Origin of the sequence: Agrobacterium sp. SORGH_AS_0745 (assembly GCF_030818995.1) — a bacterium.
Taxonomy (GTDB): Bacteria; Pseudomonadota; Alphaproteobacteria; order Rhizobiales; family Rhizobiaceae; genus Agrobacterium; species Agrobacterium tumefaciens.
Genome location: NZ_JAUTBI010000001.1, coordinates 1,864,270 through 1,884,929 on the forward strand (window position 1 = coordinate 1,864,270; position 20,660 = coordinate 1,884,929).

General features: G+C 57.6%; 19 protein-coding genes and 1 pseudogene. 8 read left to right on the top strand and 12 right to left on the bottom strand.

The window, feature by feature from the left end; all coding sequences use genetic code 11:
* Window position 1: 1 nt before the first annotated feature.
* The 4 genes from QE432_RS08495 (at window position 2) to QE432_RS08510 (ending at window position 4,984) form a co-directional block, all read left to right on the top strand.
* Window positions 2–1,813, top strand: coding sequence for an ABC transporter ATP-binding protein (locus QE432_RS08495; RefSeq protein ID WP_174068766.1), 1,812 nt, complete (start codon window positions 2–4; stop codon window positions 1,811–1,813).
* 240 nt (window positions 1,814–2,053) lie between these two features.
* Complete coding sequence (locus QE432_RS08500; protein WP_306623766.1) at window positions 2,054–3,508, top strand: sensor histidine kinase; 1,455 nt, start codon at window positions 2,054–2,056, stop codon at window positions 3,506–3,508.
* On the top strand, window positions 3,505–3,942 hold the full coding sequence (locus tag QE432_RS08505; protein ID WP_003517744.1) for a response regulator: 438 nt from the start codon (window positions 3,505–3,507) through the stop codon (window positions 3,940–3,942). The genes QE432_RS08500 and QE432_RS08505 overlap by 4 nt, the downstream gene beginning before the upstream one ends.
* Before the next feature lie 4 nt (window positions 3,943–3,946).
* A complete protein-coding gene (locus QE432_RS08510) occupies window positions 3,947–4,984 on the top strand; it encodes a sensor histidine kinase (RefSeq protein WP_025596004.1) in 1,038 nt (345 codons plus the stop codon).
* A 210-nt stretch (window positions 4,985–5,194) separates the two neighbouring features.
* Here the strand turns inward: QE432_RS08510 and QE432_RS08515 are convergent, their stop codons facing one another.
* Together QE432_RS08515 and QE432_RS08520 are read right to left on the bottom strand one after the other, a co-directional pair.
* The gene (locus tag QE432_RS08515) at window positions 5,195–5,419 is read right to left on the bottom strand and encodes a hypothetical protein (protein WP_003517740.1); all 225 of its coding nucleotides are present in this window, start codon (window positions 5,417–5,419) and stop codon (window positions 5,195–5,197) included.
* A 129-nt stretch (window positions 5,420–5,548) separates the two neighbouring features.
* A complete protein-coding gene (locus QE432_RS08520; protein WP_003517737.1) occupies window positions 5,549–5,758 on the bottom strand; it encodes a cold-shock protein in 210 nt (69 codons plus the stop codon).
* 224 nt (window positions 5,759–5,982) lie between these two features.
* Here QE432_RS08520 and QE432_RS26625 point away from each other — a divergent pair.
* Window positions 5,983–6,188, top strand: a pseudogene (locus QE432_RS26625) (type II toxin-antitoxin system VapC family toxin); the annotation flags it as partial.
* A gap of 66 nt (window positions 6,189–6,254) precedes the next feature.
* Here QE432_RS26625 and QE432_RS08525 read toward each other — a convergent pair.
* From QE432_RS08525 to QE432_RS08545, 5 genes are all read right to left on the bottom strand, one after another.
* Complete coding sequence (locus tag QE432_RS08525) at window positions 6,255–8,258, bottom strand: CocE/NonD family hydrolase (RefSeq protein ID WP_306623768.1); 2,004 nt, start codon at window positions 8,256–8,258, stop codon at window positions 6,255–6,257.
* Between the two features lie 105 nt (window positions 8,259–8,363).
* Entirely contained in the window at window positions 8,364–9,977 is a 1,614-nt protein-coding gene (locus QE432_RS08530) for an ABC transporter ATP-binding protein (protein ID WP_045022873.1), read from the bottom strand.
* Entirely contained in the window at window positions 9,974–10,798 is an 825-nt protein-coding gene (locus tag QE432_RS08535; protein WP_019566413.1) for an ABC transporter permease, read from the bottom strand. The genes QE432_RS08530 and QE432_RS08535 overlap by 4 nt, the downstream gene beginning before the upstream one ends.
* On the bottom strand, window positions 10,795–11,742 hold the full coding sequence (locus tag QE432_RS08540) for an ABC transporter permease (protein ID WP_003517729.1): 948 nt from the start codon (window positions 11,740–11,742) through the stop codon (window positions 10,795–10,797). The genes QE432_RS08535 and QE432_RS08540 overlap by 4 nt, the downstream gene beginning before the upstream one ends.
* Window positions 11,742–13,304: an ABC transporter substrate-binding protein gene (locus QE432_RS08545; protein ID WP_112391037.1), complete on the bottom strand. Its 1,563-nt coding sequence runs from the start codon at window positions 13,302–13,304 to the stop codon at window positions 11,742–11,744. Before QE432_RS08545 ends, QE432_RS08540 begins: the two co-directional genes overlap by 1 nt.
* 234 nt (window positions 13,305–13,538) lie before the next feature.
* Here QE432_RS08545 and QE432_RS08550 point away from each other — a divergent pair, with 234 nt between their 5' ends.
* Window positions 13,539–13,805: a CBU_0592 family membrane protein gene (locus tag QE432_RS08550; RefSeq protein WP_003517727.1), complete on the top strand. Its 267-nt coding sequence runs from the start codon at window positions 13,539–13,541 to the stop codon at window positions 13,803–13,805.
* A gap of 6 nt (window positions 13,806–13,811) precedes the next feature.
* Here QE432_RS08550 and QE432_RS08555 read toward each other — a convergent pair whose 3' ends face one another.
* Window positions 13,812–14,702, bottom strand: a complete 891-nt coding sequence (locus tag QE432_RS08555; protein WP_013761341.1) for a LysR substrate-binding domain-containing protein — start codon at window positions 14,700–14,702, stop codon at window positions 13,812–13,814.
* Between the two features lie 118 nt (window positions 14,703–14,820).
* Complete coding sequence (locus tag QE432_RS08560) at window positions 14,821–15,039, bottom strand: hypothetical protein (RefSeq protein WP_076844823.1); 219 nt, start codon at window positions 15,037–15,039, stop codon at window positions 14,821–14,823.
* A 298-nt stretch (window positions 15,040–15,337) separates the two neighbouring features.
* Between QE432_RS08560 and QE432_RS26630 the strand changes: the two genes are divergently transcribed.
* On the top strand, window positions 15,338–15,664 hold the full coding sequence (locus QE432_RS26630) for a GCG_CRPN prefix-to-repeats domain-containing protein (protein WP_013761339.1): 327 nt from the start codon (window positions 15,338–15,340) through the stop codon (window positions 15,662–15,664).
* 269 nt (window positions 15,665–15,933) lie between these two features.
* Here QE432_RS26630 and QE432_RS08565 read toward each other — a convergent pair whose 3' ends face one another.
* Together QE432_RS08565 and QE432_RS08570 are read right to left on the bottom strand one after the other, a co-directional pair.
* Window positions 15,934–16,728 carry an SDR family oxidoreductase gene (locus tag QE432_RS08565; protein WP_112391038.1) on the bottom strand — a complete coding sequence of 265 codons (795 nt, stop codon included), beginning with the start codon at window positions 16,726–16,728 and terminating at the stop codon, window positions 15,934–15,936.
* A gap of 251 nt (window positions 16,729–16,979) precedes the next feature.
* The gene (locus tag QE432_RS08570; protein WP_306623771.1) at window positions 16,980–17,870 is read right to left on the bottom strand and encodes a LysR family transcriptional regulator; all 891 of its coding nucleotides are present in this window, start codon (window positions 17,868–17,870) and stop codon (window positions 16,980–16,982) included.
* Between the two features lie 133 nt (window positions 17,871–18,003).
* Here QE432_RS08570 and QE432_RS08575 point away from each other — a divergent pair, with 133 nt between their 5' ends.
* Window positions 18,004–19,518, top strand: a complete 1,515-nt coding sequence (locus QE432_RS08575) for an MFS transporter (RefSeq protein WP_306623773.1) — start codon at window positions 18,004–18,006, stop codon at window positions 19,516–19,518.
* Window positions 19,519–19,670: 152 nt separating this feature from the next.
* On the opposite strand, the gene QE432_RS08580 is transcribed toward QE432_RS08575, so the two are convergent.
* Window positions 19,671–20,606: an MYG1 family protein gene (locus QE432_RS08580; protein ID WP_306623776.1), complete on the bottom strand. Its 936-nt coding sequence runs from the start codon at window positions 20,604–20,606 to the stop codon at window positions 19,671–19,673.
* Between the last annotated feature and the right edge of the window lie 54 nt (window positions 20,607–20,660).

The window sequence follows — 20,660 nt, forward strand, 5'->3', positions numbered from 1 at the left end:
CATGAATACGACACCTGTTCTCTCCGTTAGAAACCTGACCACTTCTTTTCTAGTCGATGATGCTTGGAAGAGCGTCGTCCGTAACGTCTCCTTCGATGTTGCTCCGGGCGAAACCGTCGCGATTGTCGGCGAGTCCGGTTCGGGAAAGTCCGTCACCTCGCTGTCCATCATGCGCCTGCTTAGCCCCGCTTTCAGCCGGATTGAGGGTGAAGTTCTCTTGAACGGGCGCAATCTTCTGGCGCTTTCCGAGAAGGAAATGCGGGGCGTGCGGGGCAACGACGTCTCGATGATATTTCAGGAGCCTATGACGTCGCTCAATCCGATCTTCACGATCGGCCGCCAGATTTCCGAGGTCCTCGTCCGGCACAAGGGCTTTTCGAAGCAGCAGGCAAGGGCGGAGACGGTCCGGCTTCTCGAAAAGGTTCGTATTCCCAACGCGGCCGGTCGCTTTGACGAGTATCCGCATCAGTTTTCCGGTGGCATGCGCCAGCGCGTGATGATCGCAATGGCGCTCGCTTCCCGGCCGAAACTGCTGATCGCCGATGAACCGACGACCGCGCTCGACGTCACCATTCAGGGCCAGATTCTCGATCTGATCAAACTGCTTCAGGAAGAGGAGGGCATGTCGGTCCTCTTCATTACTCATGATATGGGCGTCGTGGCGGAGATCGCCGACCGCACCATTGTGATGTTCCGGGGCGATGAGGTCGAGACCGGACCTACCGGGGATATATTCCAGCGCGGCAAGCATCCCTATACGCGGGCGCTGCTTTCGGCGGTGCCGAAGCTCGGCTCGATGCGCGACCGGCAGTGGCCGACGCGCTTTCCGGTCCTCGACATGAAAACCGGCCTGTCGACCGAGCCGGTAGAAGTGGCCGAAACGGTTGCGAGCGGACAGACACCTGTCCTGTCGGTCAAGAACCTCGTGACGCGGTTTCCCATCCGCTCCGGCCTTTTGGCCCGGCAGACGGGTGCGGTTCACGCGGTCGAAAACGTCTCCTTCGATCTGTTTCAGGGGGAGACGCTTGCACTGGTCGGCGAGTCCGGTTGCGGAAAGTCGACGACCGGCCGCTCGATCATGCGTCTTGTCGAACCGACGGCCGGCGAGGTTTCGCTCGATGGTTACGATGTGATGCGGCTCGATACAGTCGGCCTGCGCAATATGCGTAAGTCCGTACAGATGATCTTTCAGGATCCGTTTTCGTCGCTCAATCCGCGCATGACGGTGGGTACGGCGATTTCCGAACCCTTCATCAAGCACAAACTGGGCACCACGAAGCAGGCGAAGGAAAAGACTGCCGATCTCCTCGAAAAGGTTGGTCTAACCGCCGACATGGCGAGCCGCTATCCTCACGAATTTTCCGGCGGCCAGCGCCAGCGCATCGCGATTGCCCGTGCGCTTGCCCTCGATCCGAAGGTCATTGTTGCCGACGAAAGCGTGTCGGCTCTCGATGTTTCGATCAAGGCGCAGGTCTGCAACCTGCTCCTCGACCTGCAACAGAGCCTCAATCTCGCCTTCCTCTTCATCTCCCACGATATGGCGGTGGTGGAGCGTGTCAGCCATCGCGTCGCGGTGATGTATCTCGGTGAGATTGTGGAGATCGGTCCGCGCGCTGCTGTTTTCGACAATCCGCAACATGCCTACACGAAGAAACTCATGGCGGCAGTGCCGGTACCCGATCCGGCGCGACGCGGAATAAAGCGCGGCATATCCAACGATGAACTGAAAAGCCCGATACGGCCGATGGGATTTCAAACGCCGACGCGAAACTATAAAACCGTTTCCCCGGGCCATCTGGTTCAGGTTGTTTAAGGCAATTCTGGCATTCCGGATTGAAAAACCGTGAAGTTTCGCACAGCTATCCGCTTTTCTGAGCGGAATATTTTTTACAGCCTTGCTCAACGCGCGTCGTCAAAAGTGGTTCCCATATGAATCGAAAATAAAACGTTCGATTCAATGCGCCGCATATTCTAGTTTGCGCGCGAATGAGGTGCATGCCGGGAATTTACAACTGTGATTAGTTTCTCGCCTTTTGCTCAGCGAAGCCTGTTTATGCTCGCTGTGGGTGTTGCAATATTGACCGGAATGGTCGCCACTTCGCTGTGGCTGGTGCAGGTGAACAACCGGTACTCGCAAGAAACAGCCGAGTTACGCCGTGTGCGGGCAGCCATTCTCGATATCCTGACGTCGATGCAGGACATTGAAACGGGGCAGAGGGGTTATCTGCTGACCAACAACATCGAGTATCTGGGCCCTTATCAGGAGGCCTTGAGCCTGTTGCCGCAGAGGCAGTCCAGACTTCTCGAAGTGCTGAAGGACCAGAAGCAATACGAGCGGGATCTGACGGATCTCGGTAATGCCGTCGCCAACAAGCTGGCTGAAACCCAGGAAACCATCGATCTGCAAAAGGCAGGACGCATCACCGAGGCAGTCGAAGTCGTCCGTGAGAATGACGGCAAACGGTTCATGAACGAAATCAGGGCGATCTTGTCGAAGCTGCAATCGCAGACCGACGATCGGCTCCGCATCATCGTCGTAGACCAACTTGGCGCCGCCAATACATTGCAATGGGTAACGCTCGGCGGCACGCTGGCGATCCTGCTTGTCGTCGGCGGTTCAATCTTTCTGGTCTTCACATATATCCGTGCGTTGAACCGGTCTCGGGAAGATGTTGACGAGCTAAATCGCCATCTGGAGGAGCGGGTTGAGGAAAGAACCCGTGATCTTCGCAGCGCCAATCAGGAAATTCAGCGCTTCGCCTATATCGTCACGCATGATTTGCGTGCGCCGCTCGTCAATATCATGGGGTTCCTTTCCGAATTCGATACGTCCCTGAAGCCGGTCACCGCCTATGTGCTCGCAGACGGCAAAATGCCTTCCGACGACGTGGTTCGGGATGCCAGACTGGCTGTCGAGGAAGATCTTCCCGAGGCGATCAGTTTCATCCGCTCTTCGACACGCAAGATGGACCAGCTGATCAATGCGATCTTGAAGATATCTCGCGATGGTCAGCGAAAGCTGCAACCGGAAAAAGTCGACATAGAGACATTGCTGTCATCGCTCTCCGAGACGGTTCGTCACCAGATCAATGCTAATGGCGGCGAGATCAGTGTCGAGACATCAAAGCTGACAGTCGTGACGGATCGTATCTCTCTCGACCAAATCCTTGGCAATCTTTTCGACAATGCGGTGAAATACCAGATGCCGGGACGACCGCTGCGATTGACTGCCCGTGCTTATCCGTCCGGGCGGGGTGCCATCAGCATCGAAGTCAGCGACAACGGGCGTGGCATTGGCGAGCATGATCTGGAACGGGTGTTCGAACTCTTTCGCCGCGCCGGTGATCAGGATCAACCGGGGGAAGGCATCGGCCTTGCCCATGTTCGGTCGCTAATAAGAAGTTTAGGAGGAGACATTAAGGTGAGTTCCGAACTTGGCAAAGGTAGTACATTTACGTTGCTGCTGCCGAGCGATCTCAGAAAAGTGACGAAAGAAGGCGAAAAATGAAGGCAACCGGTCAAGAGGTAACGATCATTATGATCGAGGATGACGAAGGTCATGCTCGGCTGATCGAGAAGAACGTACGTCGCGCAGGTGTGAATAACGAGATCATGCCCTTTACGCTCGGTGCAAAGGCACTCGACTACATCCTCGGTGAAAACCGCGATGGCGTTGTCAGCAAAGATCGATATCTTCTCGTTTTGCTCGATCTTAACCTCCCTGATATGTCGGGTATCCGAATTCTCGAGGAGATCAAGAGTAACGAATATACGCGCCGTTTGCCGGTGGTCGTTTTGACGACGACGGATGACGAAACCGAGATTCAGAAATGTTATGACCTTGGTGCAAATGTCTATATAACCAAGCCGGTCGACTACGAAGGCTTTGCGAGTGCGATAAAGAACCTCGGCCTGTTCTTCTCCGTAATTCAAGTACCTTGAAGGCATGATGGCATTGCGCGTTTTGTATGTTGATGATGATCCGGCTCTGGCGCGGCTTTCCAGCCGGATCCTCGGTCGTCACGGAATGGAGGTGGTCCATGCCGCATCCGTGGCGTCCGGGCTCAAGATGTTTCAAGACGAGCAGTTCGATATCGTCGTTCTGGACCATTACTTCCAGACATCGACGGGAATGGAGTTCCTTGCCGCGATTCAGTCCTTGCCGGGGCGGGTTCCCGTTCTTTATGTAACGGGATCGAACGAAGCCCAGATCGCGATCGACGCCCTCAAGGCGGGTGCCGCCGACTACGTCATAAAGAATGTCGGTGACGACTTTTTCCCGCTGTTGCTTACTGCTATCGATCAGTCGCTGGAAAACCATCGTCTGCGTCAGACGAAGGAGGAATCCGACCGGTTGCTGGTGAAGGCCAAGGAACATGCGGAAATGATGGTGAAGGAGATGAACCATCGGGTGGCCAACAGCCTCTCGCTGGTATCCGCCATGATTCGCCTGCAGATAAACACCATCAAGTCTGAGGAAGCCGAAGTCGCCTTGCTGGAAACCCAAAGCAGGATTTCGGCGATCGCCGGCGTTCACCGCAGCCTTTACAATACCGACAATATAGGTCTGGTATCGCTCAATTCGTACCTGACGTCGATCATCGATGGGTTGTTTCAGGCGGTTCCCGGATCTTCGTCCATTACCGTCGAAACATCGCTTTGTGACATCAGCCTCAAGGCAGACCATGCCGTAGCTCTGGGTGTCATCATCACCGAGCTGCTGACCAACGCGCTGAAATACGCTTATCCGGATCAATCTGGCACGGTTCGCGTCGGACTTTCGGAAGAAAATCGGCAATTTGTTCTCGTTGTCGAAGACGATGGTGTCGGTTCAAAGCCCGACGCATCTCCGCGTGGTACTGGCCTCGGAACAAAGCTGATTATGGCAATGGCTCAGAACATTGGTGCTCGCGTCGAGCAAACGCATACGCACCCGGAACAGGCCAAGGGAACGCGTTACACGATGACCTGGAGCGAGACGTAAACGCCGATAGCTTCGGTTTTTAAATATAATTCTAATTTAGTGATTTAATATAACTGGCGCCGCGCTTGGGCAGCTGGAACGTAAGCTTGCCTGGGAGTTGACAGGCATGCAACAGCTCAAGGCCCGGCGTCTGTATATACCGGGATGGTCAGGAAGCCGTCTGATGCGAATTGGCTTCAGGCACCTGTTCTGACGATGCCGTCAAAACCATCATCGTGCACGGGCGCGCTTGGCAAGAAGAGCGGATGTCGCAGAAATGCGATCAGACTGTTCCTTTGCAAGACGTGCTTCCCGCAGCCGCAAGGTCTTGGCGTCGCGGGATTGCGTGATCGAATCAAGCTCGTCGAGCGCTTTGTCTTTTGCGAAGAACGGCGTCTGGATGTTGCTGAAGGCAACCTCGGCCTTCTGGCGCGAGATACTGTATTTTTCTGTCATGGGTGTTCCGGTGGTAAGGCTCGACATGCGAGCGGAAAACAAAAGGCCAGGCAATTTGCCTGGCCTTGATTGGTTCGGGGTGCTTCCGGCAGTGCCAGTACATCCGTGGTCAAAGGGAAGCAAAACCCGTTAGGCAGCCTGCAGATTGCAGGCCGACATTTTGCCGGACTTGTTGTCGCGTTCCAGGTCGAAGCCGATCTTCTGGCCTTCGACGAGTTCGCGCATACCAGCCCGCTCAACGGCGGAGATATGAACGAAGGCATCTGTGCCGCCGTTGTCAGGCTGAATGAAGCCGAAGCCTTTAGTGGAATTAAACCATTTAACTGTGCCAGTGGTCATGATGAACCCTTTCATAGCGATAGAGGACCCACAGCACTAAAAAGCGCTGCGGACATTGATAGCGATTTTGAAAGGAAAGGTTCGTTCAGAACGCGGTGCCAATCGCGCAACAAGCAAAGCTAAGCAAGCAAATTCGATGTTTCGTTATAGCGCGCTTGCACGGTCGCGTCAACTATTAGTTTTTCTAATTTTTGCGTCTCGACAAAAAGTTGTGCTTGGCCATCCCTTTTACTCGCTCTGCATTGTTTTTGGCGGGAAGGTCTTCACGCAGTATCGCCGTGTGGGCGGATCCCGCACAGGCATTTTACCAGACTTTTTTATTGGGGCTCATGCCGCGGTTCAAGGTCTCCCGCTTCTGACACGAGACGTAGGCCGATATCGATCCTGTTTCCCAACCGTGACATTGATCGCTCCTGAACAGGAAAGCTGACAGGTACGGTATCGAGACAATGGTATGTTGTAGGCCCCCGCAAATAGCTGCAAGGGCCATGCGACATCAGATGAGGTCGCGTTTGTAGCGCTCATCCCACTTCCGGGTTTTGACGAGGCTGCCATTTTCGAGTGCCGAAAGTTCTCCGGTCAGGTAGAAATTTTGTCTGTCGGAGCGCATCTCGGTGCGGCTCTCGATCTTGATGCGCCACCCATCCCGGCCAATTTCATATGTCTGGGTAAGGACGTATTTCGCGGAGAGGGGATCTCCGTCGCGAATGGTCAATTCACGCCGCAGACTATGGCTGAGCTCGGTGTCGATGTCGTCAAACCGCAACACGCCCTCGCCGAACAAGCCGCCCACGCCTTCCGTGACATAGGTGTTGATACCCGTCTCATGGTCCTGTTCGGTCCAGCGGCGGACCGTGCCGGGATCGACCTGCGTCATGGGTGTCGATGGGCCGTGGGCAGGGGCCTCGAAACGCACAGGCTTGTCGTCACCGGTGGTACGCACGGGCAGGTCAAGCGCGCTTTCTGCAACGGAAACGCTGATCGTCGCATCGTAAGGCGATGTCCATACCATCGGCCAGTAGGCCGTGGCGATGGCGAGTTGCAGCCGGTGCCCTTTGGCAAAACGATAACCGCAATCATTGAGCTTGATTGCGACATCGTAAAATTTGCCGGGTTCCAATGCTTCCGGATTTTCGTGGCTATCGCGGTGGGTCAGGTTGAAAACCTGATAACTGACACGTGTGACACGGCCATCCGGCAGGACGTCGTTGAGGCGCAGTGAAATCTGCGCGACAGGGCAATCTGCGGCAATACGCAGACGCGCTACCGGCGCACCGAGAATATCGAAATCCTCTTCCATCAAGGCGGTTTCGAAAACGAGCGCGCCACCGTTGTCGAGCCGCTGATCGGTTGAATGTTCGCCGGGGCATCCGGTCGCCATCCATTCCCCGCCCGCCTTGCCGTGGCTTTGCGGCGAACGAATGCTGAGAATTGCCGGTTCGCTTGCCGTATCGCGCAGTTCCTTCGCTGCACCGGGGTAAAGTGAGCGGGTTGCAATTTCAGGCGAAGGCCATGTTGCTTCACCCACCCAGCGGCCTTGCGTCGTCGTGCGCGTACCGGTCGGTTCGATCGTGTCGCTGACGAAGGCGCGCAGCACAGGCTCGTCCATGACGCCGGTGTCCTTGCCTTTCAGCCAATGGTCCCACCAGCGCGTTGCTTCCTGCAGGAAGCCAATTGCGGGACCGGGAACACCATCTTGGGGGTAGATATGGCCCCACGGACCGATGATGCCGCGACGCGGGACCTGAAGGTTCTCCAGAAGCCGCGGGACGGCATTCGTATAGCTGTCCGCCCATGCGCCGATGGCAAGGACTGGGCATTCAATGGCGCTCCAGTCTTCGCAGACCGAGCCGTGTTTCCAGTAATCGTCGTAACGTTGGTGTTCCAGCCAGAGTGCGGGAAAGAAGGGGAGCTTCTCCAGGCGCTCGATCCAGCTGTCGCGCCACGTGTCGCCAACGATCTCCGGATCGAGCGGACGGCTCTGATAAGCAAGCATGATGGTGCCCCACCACAGATTGTCGTTCAGCAGCAGGCCGCCCATGTAGTGAATGTCGTCGGTATAACGGTTGTCGGTCGAATAGGCGGTGATGACGGCTTTCAGTGCCGGCGGACGGCGGGCGGCCACCTGCAGGCCGTTGAAGCCGCCCCAGCTCTTGCCCATCATGCCGACATTGCCGCTGCACCACGGCTGGCGGGCAATCCAGTCGATCACCTCGAGTGCGTCGTCCTGTTCCTGCTTCAGATATTCGTCTGCCATGTGGCCATCGGATTCGCCGGTGCCACGCATGTCCACGCGAATTGCGGCATATCCCTGGCTGGCAAAATAGCCGTGCATCGGCTCGTCGCGCCCGCGGGTTCCGTCTCGCTTGCGATAGGGAATATACTCGAGAATGGCGGGAACCGGCGATTGTTCCGCGCCCTCCGGCAGCCAAAGGCGAGCACCAAGGCGTACGCCATCGCTCATGGGAATCCAGATATGTTCTTCAACACGTATTGTCATTTGGGGTATTCCAGTCGGGTCATTTGAAGCGGGCATCGCTTTGCCGGGAGACAACAATGAAAGAATGCGAGGCGGCTCCCATCAAAGAGTGAACCGCCCCGTAGATCATGCGGCGGGGAGGCCACGTTTTGCCAGCACGCCATCCAGCCAGTCGCGCCGCAGTTCGGGGACCGAGGTGATGAGCTGTTCGGTATAGGGTTGGTAAGGAGGTGCAAAAACCTCCTTGGTCGTGCCGGTTTCGACAATGCGGCCATGCTGCATCACCATCGTCCTGTCGGCGAGCCGGCGAACGACGCCGAGGTCATGGGTGATGAACAGATAGGAGACGCCCAGTTCATCCTGCAACGAGCGCAACAGTCTGAGAATTTCTTCCGCCACGAGAGGGTCAAGTGCCGATGTCACCTCGTCGCAGATGATAAGATCGGGTCTTGCGGCAAGTGCGCGTGCGATACACACGCGCTGCTTCTGCCCCCCGGAAAGCGCTTTTGGCAGGCGCTCTGCAAACTCCCGGGGCAGACCGATCAGGTCCAACAACCGGTTCACCTCGGAGGCGCGCTCATCTTCATTCATTCCGAAATAGAACGACATGGGACGGCCGATGATCTCGCCGACGGTGTGGCGTGGATTGAGCGCCACATCCGGAAGCTGGTAGACGAGCTGGATACGGCGAAGATCTTCGCGCGAACGCCTGGAGTACTTGTCCGCAAGCCGGTGTCCGGCCAGCGAAACGACACCGGAAGATTGCGGCGGCAACCCGGCGATAACCCTGGCCAAAGTGGATTTTCCCGAACCGGATTCACCCACGACTGCCAGTGTTTCGCCCTTTCGGATTTCGCAGTGAACGTTGTCCAGCACCTTCTTGCGACCGTAGTAGGCGGTGACGCCACGCGCTTCCAGCAGGATTTCACCACCCCTGTTCTGGACGGATTCGCCGGACATGCTGGCTTGGCGTTCGGAAACAAGACGGCGCGTATAGTCTTCCTGCGGGTGCTCGAGGATATCCTCGGCAGAACCGGCCTCTACCTTCTTGCCATGGCGCAAGACCATGATGCTGTCAGCAATCTGCGCGACGACGGCAAGGTCATGCGTGATGTAGAGGGCGGCGGTATTGTAGCGCTGGATGAGACTGCGGAGCAGGGCCAGAACCTCTATCTGCGTGGTGACATCGAGTGCTGTTGTGGGTTCGTCCAGCACGAGTATGTCAGGGCGGCATGACATCGCCATGGCCACCATCGCGCGCTGTAACTGCCCACCGGAGACCTGATGCGGGTAACGGTCGCCGAAATTCTGATAATCGGGAAGTTGCAGCGCTTGCAGCAGTTCCAGCATCCAGGCTTCGGCTTCCCGCCGGTTCATGACGCCGTGGTAAAGCGGCCCCTCGATAATCTGTTCGCCAATCTTCATGGCAGGGTTGAAGGCCGCAGCTGCACTTTGCGCCACATAGGCGATGCGCGCACCGCGCGCCGCCTCACGACCGGCGCGATCGACCGTCATCAGCGAAACGCCATTCACGACGATTTCTCCACCAACGATTCGGCAACCGTTTCGGCCATATCCCATGGCGGCAAGCCCGATGGTGGATTTACCGGCGCCGGATTCACCGATCAGCCCTTTGACCTCACCGCGCTTGAGATCCAGATCGATACCATCAACCAGAATTGCTCCATTCGGTGCAGCAACTTTCAGGCCGCGAATTTGCAAGACCTCATTGTTACTCATCGGTCTGCTCCCTGAATTGCGCTGCGGCCAGCCAGCAGCCAGTCCACGACGAGATTGACGCCGATGGTGAGAACGGCGATGGCAGCGGCCGGATATAGCGGTGCGTAGAGGCCGTAAAGAATGGCCTGCTGGTTGTCCTTCACCATGCCGCCCCAGTCTGCGAAAGGCGGCTGAACGCCAAGCCCGAGAAAGGACAGACCGGCCACGAACAGAAAGGTGAAGCAGAAACGCAAGCCGAATTCCGCAATGAGCGGCGGCAGGGCATTGGGCAGTATCTCCCTGAACACCAGCCAGATCAGGCCTTCTCCGCGCAGGCGCGCGGTCTCGGCATATTCCAGCACATTCACGCCCTGGGCGACAATGCGCGCCAGACGGAAGACGCGGGTGGAATCCAGAAGCGCAATGGTCACTATCAGCACGGGGATGGACGAGCCTAGCGCCTGCAGCACGACAAGAGCCGAGATCAGCACTGGAATACACATGACAGTGTCGACGATGCGCGAGAGAACCATATCGAGCCAGCCGCCAAAGATGGCCGCGATGAAACCAAGCGTGATGCCGATTGTGAAGGAGAGCAGGGACGCTGCCAGCGAAACGCCGATGGAGATTTGCGCACCGGCCAAAAGGCGCGACAGCATATCGCGTCCGTTCTGATCAAGGCCAAACCAGTGCATTGCCGAAGGCGGATCGAAAGGCGAACCGACGATCTCCTCCTGCCCGAAAGGCGCGATATGCGGACCGGCTGCGAACAGGACGATGTTGACCGAAATGATGAAAAGACCGACCCATGCGGTTGGGGTGATGGTGCGGAGCATTTTCATCGTGGATGCCTCAGGCGCGGGTTAAGCGCAATTGCCGACACATCGGCAATGATGTTTAGAATGACATAGGTTGCGCCGAAAACGAGGGCTGCCGCTTGTACCAACGGAAGGTCCCGCTTCGAAACGGCATCGACCATGAAACGGCCAAGGCCGTTATAGTTGAACACGGCCTCTACCAGCACCACACCGGTGATGAGATAGGCGATGTTGAACGATACGACGTTGACGATCGGGGCCGCGGCGTTGGGAAGCGCGTGGCGGAGAACCACGCGTTTGGTCCGCAATCCCTTGAGATAGGCTGTTTCGACATAGGCCTGATCCATCACCGCAAGAACGGCGGTACGGGTCATGCGCAGCATCTGCGCCACAGTAACCAGAACCAGCGTCAGAGCAGGAAGCGTGGTGGCTTTCAGCCAATCCGCAAAGCCCATGCCCGGATAAGTGTCAGCAAGGCTGGGCAAAAGATTGTACTGCACGGACACGAAAAGGATCAGCAACAGGCCCAGAAAATATTCCGGAAGGGAAACAAAGCCCAGCGCAACGATGTTGACAGCCCGATCGAACAGGCTGCCGCGCCAGATGGCACTGAACAGACCCAGAAGTACGGCAACCGGAACGGACACGACGGCGGCATACAGCGCCAGCGCCATGGTGTTCCAGAACCGCGGCCATAGGAGAGCTGCGACAGGCTGGTGGTTTGCCAGCGAATTTCCAAGGTCGCCGGTTACGAAACCGCCGAGCCAGGAAAGATAACGTTGCAGAAGGGGCTGCTCCAGACCGAGATCGGCGCGCAGCACGGCGAGAGATTCAGGCGTCGCATTCTGTCCGAGTATTGCCGACGCCACATCTCCGGGAAGAAGCTGAGTGCCGGCGAAAATAAGCGCCGACACCAGCAGAAGCGTCAAAATACCCAAAGCAATGCGCTTCAGGATAAGCTTAGTCATTATGCGTCCAACCAGACCTTTTCAGCGAGACGGGCACCCATGAAGTTGAACATCGGATGCGTGGTCACGCCCTTCAGTTTCTTGGATGTCGCATCCAGATAATCTCCGAACATCGGGATCATGGCGCCGCCCTCATTGGAGATGAGCGCCTGAAGCTCGGCATAGATTTCCTTGCGCTTCGCATCATCGAGAAGTGCACGCGCCTCGATGAGTTTCCTGTCGAAGTTTTCGTTCTTCCAGTGCGTATCATTTTGCGCCGAGGTGGACTGGTAAGCGATGGTCAGCATCTGGTCTGCTGTCGGGCGTCCGCCCCAGTATGACATGCAGAATGGAGCTTTCATCCAGACGTTGTCCCAGTAGCCATCGGCGGGTTCGCGCTTGATAGAAACATCGATGCCGCCCTTGGCCGCACTCGTGCGGAAAATCGCCGCTGCATCCACAGCGCCGGAGAAGGCGGCGTCGGAAGCGGAAATCTCTACCTTGAGGGTATCGAGGCCAGCCTGCTTCAGATAAAACTTCGCCTTCTCGGGGTCGTAGGGACGCTGCGCCAGATCCGCGGCATAAAAGCGGTCAGAACTCGGGATCGGATGATCGTTCCCGATGCGGCCGTAGCCACGCAGCGCGGTTTTCAAAAGCTGCTCGCGGTCGATGGCGTGCTTGATGGCAAGGCGGATATTGTTGTCCTTGTATGGCGCCTGCGTGCAATCCATCAGGAATGTGAAGTGCTGGCCGCCAGCCGATTGGACGATGTTGAGGTTGGGGTTACGGCGCAGCAGGTCTACTGTCTTGAAGTCGAGCTGGTTGATCGCATGGACCTGACCCGACATCATGGCATTGGTGCGTGCGGCGATATCGTTGATGACGATGACTTCCACGGCGTCAACGTGAGCGGCATTCGGCTTCCAGTAATTCGGATTACGGGTAAAGCGCGAACGAACGCCCGGATCGTAGCTTTCGAACACGAATGGCCCGGTGCCGACAGGTTTGCTGAAATCGGTCCAGCCTTCGGGCACAACGAGGAAATGGTAGTCGGACAGGATGTAAGGAAGGTCGGCATTGCCGCTTTCGAGGACGATCTTGACCTCGGTGTCGGAAAGCTTGTCGACGCTCTTGAGGGCAGACGCAACCGAGCGTGCCGCAGAGGTGGTTTTGCCACGGTGCAGGTTGATAGAGTAGATGACGTCTTCCACCGTCAGGGTCTTGCCGTTGTGGAAGGTGACACCCTGACGCAGCTTGAAGACCCACTCCACGGCGCCGGGCTGCGCTTCCCAGCTTTCGAACAATTCAGGCACAGCGTGATTGCTGGCATCGATCTCGACAAGGCCGTTCATGATCATGAAGGCCTGATTGACCGGCACCCAGTCTTTCAGGATGCGGGGATCGAGGTTATCCGTGGTGCTGCCGCCGCCGATACCCAATTTCAAAACGCCACCCTTCTTCGGTGTGTCCGCGCCTTGCGCACTGGCGTCTGTGATGAAACCGGCAGAAAGCGCCGCGAGGCTGGCCGCGCCGGCAAGAAAATGCCGCCGGTCGAGCGAGAAGGAAAAGGGGGAGGATGTCATGTTTGGGTTCCCTGTTTTTTATCGGGGCCGGACGAGGCGCGGCTGGCAGTGGCGTATCGTACTCGACGGTTCGGCACTAGATACCGATGCGCGCAGGGGGGTATGATTTTTGCGCATGGGGTCATGAAATCTGAGCGCATCCGGTTATCTGCGAAGCGGAGTAAAGGGATGCGCCGGAGCGGGTCCGGTGTAGCAGGCGCTCGCCGGGCGGGCGTGTTTATGGAGTGGATACAAATGGGGCTAGCGGATCTTGTCGGCCTTGCAGGAGCGTTTTTTTATCTCTTCGCCTATGCCCTGTTGCAGCTGCGACTTCTAACGATAGAAGACTGGCGCTACACTCTCTTAAACGTTCTGGGTGGCGTATTTCTGATCTACTCGCTGATATGGAATTTCAACCTCGGCTCGCTGATTTCACAGGTCGCCTGGCTGCTGTTCACCATCATCGGCTACGCGCGGTTCCTCCTGGACCGGCGCCGCAAGACACCTCCTGCGCAGGCATGACGGGTTTCAGCGCGCGGTTTTATGGTTGTCTGCAATCAGCCAATCGGAAACCTCGCGCACAATTTTTCGCTGGTGGCGATCTGCCGGTCGCATCAGGTAAAATTTGCCTTCCGAGCGCATGGCATGGGAATGCACAGGAACGAGCGCTCCGCTGTCCAGTTGGTCGCGGATGAGCCAGGTCCACCCAAGCGTTGCACCAAGCCCCTGCGATGCCGCCGCGACGCAGAGGCCATAGTCTCCGAGTTTCCACTGGATTGCATCCTGTGGCGGCAACAGGTGTGACGAGCGCCACCAGTCGCTCCAATCCTGCCATTCCCGCATCGAATCTTCGATGGAGATCAAAACCGGTGCCCTCTGCTCCATAAGATTGGTCATGCCGCGGGCAGAAACGGGGACGACCTCCTCCTGGCCGAGTTCCGATAGCCAGACGCCAATCGGTCTTTCCTTGCGATAGAAAATAGCCAGGTCGAATTCATCCAGACGCAGATGTGCCACATCGTCAGTTACCCGCACCCGCAATTCGATGCCGGGAATATCGCGTTTCAGTTTCTGCAGGCGAGGCATGAACCATTGATCCGCAATCCCGCGAGAGCAGGCGATGGTGATTTGGCTGGCGCCGGTCCACGAGCGGACGCCGTCCGTGACACTTGCGATATCGAGGATCAGCCGCGATATATCGATCGAGTAGTTTTCGCCGATGGTCGTCAGTCGCACGCCTGTCGGCACGCGCTCGAAAAGCTTGGAGCCAATGAACGCTTCCAGCTTGCCGATCTGCCGGCTGACGGCGCTCTGCGTCAGGCCCAGCTCGTTGCCCGCGCGGGAGAAGCTGCCCAAACGGGACGCTGCCTCAAAAACAACAAGCGCCTCCAGCGGCGGCAATCTAAAAGACGGTTGCATTCAGGTTCCCAAAAACAGAGTTTGCGATCCGATACACCGCCGCCGCAAACTCTTCAATTTTTTTGGGATTCCATGCTGCGCTCTGGCTTTGCCACTAGCGCCTTTCTGTTACCCAAGACTAGGGCTGACGGTCCGGCATTATCAGCCAGAACAATTGCACGAGGTCGCGCCAGGTTCGAGCCAAATCCTCGGCCGTCGATGTCAGCTCCCTGTAAATATAGATGCCCGCAAGCGCGAGAACGGCTGCAAGCGTTAGAACGGCCAACAGCACCCAAGGCCAGATGAGGCGTTTGCTCTTTGGCTTTGGTTCGGGCTTTGTGTCCAGATTGGGGTTCAATCACCATCTCCTCATTCGCTTGAGGACTATGACGAAAACCGCGGGACTGCAACCGGAGGGCATACATCGCGCCCCTTCAACCCACTGGCACATAAAAGAATAACAGGTCTGCATTGACTGGGGCGGGGCAGTGAGCCGCGCCGCCTTGACGCCGCTTCACTCTTTCGCAGTGATCGAAACGCGAAGCCGGCATCTGCCACAATTGTGGAGTTTTTGCCACGAAAACATCAAGATTCATTCAGCCACAGTTCACCGGCAAGGGCGCTAAATCCCTCCATCCCGGAAGGAGGGAGATGAAATGCGTAAGATGATTTTAAGCGCTGGAATAATTCTCGGTGCCCTGTTCGGCAGTGGCGCGAACGCTATGCCTGTCGGTCAACCGGCCGCACCCCTGGCATCCAACGTTCAAAGTGTGGACTATGCTTGCGGACGCGGCTTTCATCTATCGCCGCGCGGATATTGCCGGCCCAATGGACCGCCGAGATATGAGCGCGGCTGGGACAGACGTGATCGCTGGGAAGCCCGCAGGGAGTGGCGTGAACGTCAGGCCCGCAGAGAATGGCGCGAGCGCAGAGATTGGCGCGAACATCGCGAATGGCGAGACCGTCGCGACTATCGATGGTAATGAAAACAGGCCCTCTCCGAACCGGGAGGGCCTTTTCCATCTGGGTGCGTCTTGAGTTTTTAGCGACGATCGTCAACGCATAGATTGATCGGTTTGCGCCGATTGCCGTCATCAATCATTTGGGCCGAACTCTTCCCAAATGATCCAAGGTTTTGACGCGTTTGCCGGGAGTGCCACAGAACTGGTCGGTGGAAGTTCGACCTTTACTATCTTCCATGATAATGGGGGCAATGGACCAAGAAGGTGCGGTCATTCCATAGCCCGTTATTCTAGTTTCCCGGTGCTGCGGCTGATCCTGCAAGAATGCCGCCATCGATGTTCAGTTCGGCCCCAGTCATATAAGTTGCCTCGTCAGATGCGAGCAGGACTGCGAGTGCGGCTACCTCCTCGGCCCTGCCAAAGCGTTGCATGGGCGTTTCTTTGACCAGCGCGGCTTCACGATCTTTGCGATCCGGGCCATTTCCCAACATCGGCTCCCACATCGGTGTCATCACGGCCGCAGGGTGAATTGAGTTGCACCGGATGTTCAGGCCCTGACCGGCGCAGTATAGGGCCACGCTCTTGGTGTGGTTGCGGACGGCGGCCTTGGATGAGGCGTAGGCCGCTGCCATTGGAATTCCGACAAGCCCTGAGCGTGAGGAAATGTTGATAATCGACCCCGCACCATTTGCTCGCATGGCGCGGATTGCATAACGGCAGCCCAGAAAGGTGCCATCCAGGTTGACCGCATGGACCTTGTTCCAATCAGCAAGTTGGGCATTTTCTGGATCATGGGCTGGCGGGGCCCCTTCGAATGGTCCTTCAAAGCCTGTTATTCCCGCATTGTTGACGACGACGTCCATCTTGGGAAATTGACTGGCAATTTTCGCCCAGTCTGCCTCGCATGCGACGTCGAGACGGACAAACCTCCCGCCGATTGAGCCTGCGGTCAACAAGCCGCCATCCACGTCTATATCGGTAACGATGACCTGTGCCCCCTCGTCAGCAAACGCTTGGGCGATAGCCGCACCAATTCCGCGCGCCGCGCCGGTCACGAGTGCGGTCTTTCCAGAAAGTCTGGGCATGAATGTTCCTTTGATGCAAATGCTGAGCCAGCCAACGCGTCGTTTTGAAAAGACTGCGCTGTCATCGACGTAAGTCCGGATTATCGGCGATCTTTGTCCATGGTCATAAACTCCTCATCAGCATCCTTTATTTACCCACCACCGTCTTATCGGTCAAGAAATGCACCGTACAAGTCCGCCGATGGCTTCAATGGACGAACTCCACCGGCGCGCATAAGCCCGCCAGCATCTGTCATGCGCAGATACTCCAGTCAGTTTTCGACAAAGAGCTTTTCGATCGCAAAATCGATGAAGGCGCGCAGCCGCGGCGCCATGAAGCGGGCTGATGGCCAGACAATTGAAAACTGGCCTGGTGCGGCGAGATGTTCGTTCAGGACCGTCTCGAGCAGGCCATCCCTGATGGCGTCCGTCGCCAGAAATTCAGGCATGTAAGCGAGCCCCATCCCGTCAATCGCCGCCGCCCTTATCGCCTCCATATTACCGCAGGTGAGGGCGATACGCATGCTCGACAGGGGGTTGTCGCCGTTTTCCAGCAGCCATTCCTGAAACCTGCCGGAGGTCGGAAAGCGGAAGCGCAATGCTTCATGCTCTGGCAATTGGCTGGGGTGCCGGGGCGTGCCCATTCGTTGAAAATAGTCCGGCGACGCGCATAAAATGAAGCGGAATGGACCAAGACGCCGCGCTATCAGGCTGGAATCATCAAGCTCGCCACTGCGGATTGCAGCATCGAAGCCGCCCTCGATCAGATCGACGCGCCTGTCGTTAAAGTCGAGTTCCAGATCGATATCGGGATAACGCCGGCGAAATTCAGGCACGATCGGCAGCAGAAAGCGGTATCCGATTGTCGGAAGCGTCACGCGCAGACTGCCGCGGGGCAGGGCCAGATTGTCCGTTACTGCTTCATGTGCGTCGCGCAGATCGGTCAGGATGGACCGATACCGCTCAAACAGCATTGCCCCTTCATTGGTCAGGGAGACCTGCCGGGTGGTGCGATTGAACAGCCGTACGCCCAGAGATGCCTCCAGTCGGGCAACGCTTTTTCCGACAGCAGAAGGTGACAGCCCCAGGCTCTGCCCGGCCTTGGCAAAATTCAGCCTTTCGGCAACCCGGACGAAGGCATCGATCTCGCTCAACTTATCCATTGTCACTGATTAGAGAATTTTAATCCGCAATGAAAGGCCCGTGAGGCCGATTGTCGGATTCATGTCGTCTGATGAGAATTGATGCCGATACGCGGCCTTGGTGTCGCGATCCCATTTCATGATTGGAGTTCGCATGAACGACGCCCCTCATAGAGCCTCAGCCAGCCGGAATTCGGTATTGGTGGCGGTGTGTCTTGCCGCCTTGACCCTTCCTTTGAACTTCTCCGCCGGTGCGGTTGCCACGCCGGCGATCGGGCAGGACCTCGGGGGATCGCCTGCATCCCTCACCTGGATCACCAATGCCTTCATGCTGGCTTTCGGAAGTCTTCTGATGGCGGCAGGCGCGCTGGCAGATCGATATGGCAGAAGGCGGGTGTTCTTGATCGGCCTTGCGCTGTTTACCGGCTTCTCCTTTGCGCTTGGATTTGCGCCTTCGGTGTGGATCATCGATCTGCTACGTGCCGGTCAAGGCGTGGGCGCCGCCGCTGCCCTGGCCGGAGGGACGGCCGCACTTGCGCAGGAATTCGACGGCCACGCTAGGACGCGCGCCTTTGGGTTGCTTGGAACGACCTTCGGCGTCGGTCTTGCATCTGGTCCGCTGCTGACGGGATTGATGATCGAAACGGTCGGATGGCGGGCAATATTCCTTGCCGGCGGCCTGATCGGCCTCCTTGCCCTGATCCTCGGCCCGCCACGGATGCGTGAAACGAGGGATCCCAATGCGGCGGAACTCGACTGGCTGGGCGCTGCAAGCTTTACCCTCACACTCACCCTCTTCACCGTTGCGATGATCGAACTGCCTGTTCTCGGGTCTAACGGTATCATCGCTTTCAGCACAGGATTTGCGTTTTCGCTTGCAGCCTTCGTCTTGATCGAAATGCGGGCGGCGCGACCGATGCTGGACTTATCGCTGTTCCGTTATCCGCGGTTCGTGGGGGTGCAGCTATTGCCAATCGCCACCTGCGCCTGTTTCGTTGTTCTTCTTGTTATCATCCCGTTGCGCCTCATCGGTATCGAGCAACAAGGAGCAATCGGGGCGGGGTTCATCATGTTGGGACTGTCGGCTCCGATGCTGGTGGTGCCTATAGTCGCGACGAAGTTGGCGCGTCATGTTTCGCCGGGCATGCTCTGCGGCATCGGCCTGCTGATCTCCGCCTCTGGCCTCGTCTGGCTTGCCGGCTTCACCGCAGAGGATGGAGCCATGATCGTTCTGCCCATGCTCGTCATCGGGGTGGGCGCCGGCCTGCCATGGGGCCTGATGGATGGCTTGTCCGTTGGCGTCGTGCCGGTGGAGCGTGCGGGAATGGCGACCGGCATATTCAGTACCGTGCGGGTTGCCGGTGAGGGCATCGCGCTTGCAGTCGTCAGCGCCGCCCTGTCGGCATTGACCTCGGCATCCCTCGGACGGCTGGCGCCTTTGTCTACGCCCCTCTTGAATCAGACAGGTCAGCGTCTGGCAGTGGGCGACCTGGCGGGTGCAGCGGCAATATCGTCCCAAATCGGGGACGACCTGTTGCGGGATGCCTATCAGACTGCGTTTTCGACACTTTGCTGGTGGCTTGCCGCGGTGACGACGCTATGCGCCATCGCAGTCCTTTTCCTGCTGCCCAATAGTGCTGCGGTCGCCGACAAAGTGACGGCTCCGTAGATTATCGGGAACGAACACGGTGTTCCCGGTTGGGCGTGGAGGAGGGGAGGCCAGTGATGCGGGCCGAAGGACATTTGCGGGCATATCCTTTGATATGCTTCGCCGGCCCGCCTTCAGGGCGATCTCCTACTCATGTGCCGTTGTTCAATGGACTACACTACGGGAGCAGGTAAGATCGCCTCTTTCACAGCCAGTTCTGCCATGGCGAGGGCGGCATCGCGGGTTTTGGCGGCGGCAATAAACCGGCCGTTGTGGCAGAAACTCGCGCCTTCAATGCCACAAACGGCTTCCAGATCGCCATTTGTAAGGCCAGCCCATGCGGCAGGCAGGTCTGCCCGCAGTTCAAAGCCTTCATCTGCGCGACGGATACCGGTCAGACACCAGTCCTTGTCACGCGGGTGAACGACAAACAGCAGATTGTCTGCGCCCGCCTTCACAATGGCGGGCCGAAACGGCATACCCATCGGCAATTCCAGAATATGACCTTCACCGGTATCGACGATAGCCTGCATTACAAGCGCCTCGGCGCGCAGTTTCGCAGCGCTTTTGGCTATTTTCGCCTCGACGAAGCTGCGGGCAATGACGAGCGCCGCGTGGAAACTGCGATCATCGGCTTCGGGGTCGGTCTCGTCAAAAACAGGTTTCAGAGTTTCCAGCAGGACAGGAAGCGTCAGCGCAACCAGCGGCCCGGCGACGGAGGGGCTGACCGCACCATTGTCGACCAGATCGACCGGCAGCACAAAGCTGCCATCGAAAGAGGTATGGACGGTTTCGACATGTTCATCGGGGATGCCGAAGGCGGCAAGATAGTCCCGGCCGAAATGCTTCCAGATCAGTCCGAATGAACTATATGGCTGACCGTCATCCCTCAGCGGCGCGCCGCGCTGATGGTGATCGAATATCCTGCTTGTCGCGTCATAGGCGCCGCCGACATCGTAGATGATGCGGTCCACGCCGGGGGTGATCCATTCCGGCGCCCGGCTGCGGACGATGCGGGCCTGCGGGAAAAGTCGGGTCAGGATGACGCTGGACAGCAGTTCGTCGGCATGGAAGCCACCGGAATGGGTGACGAGAAAATCCGGGATCATGTCAGGATAAGCCTTGTTGCTTGCGGGAGGTCCGCCTGGAATTGAGGCACCTGA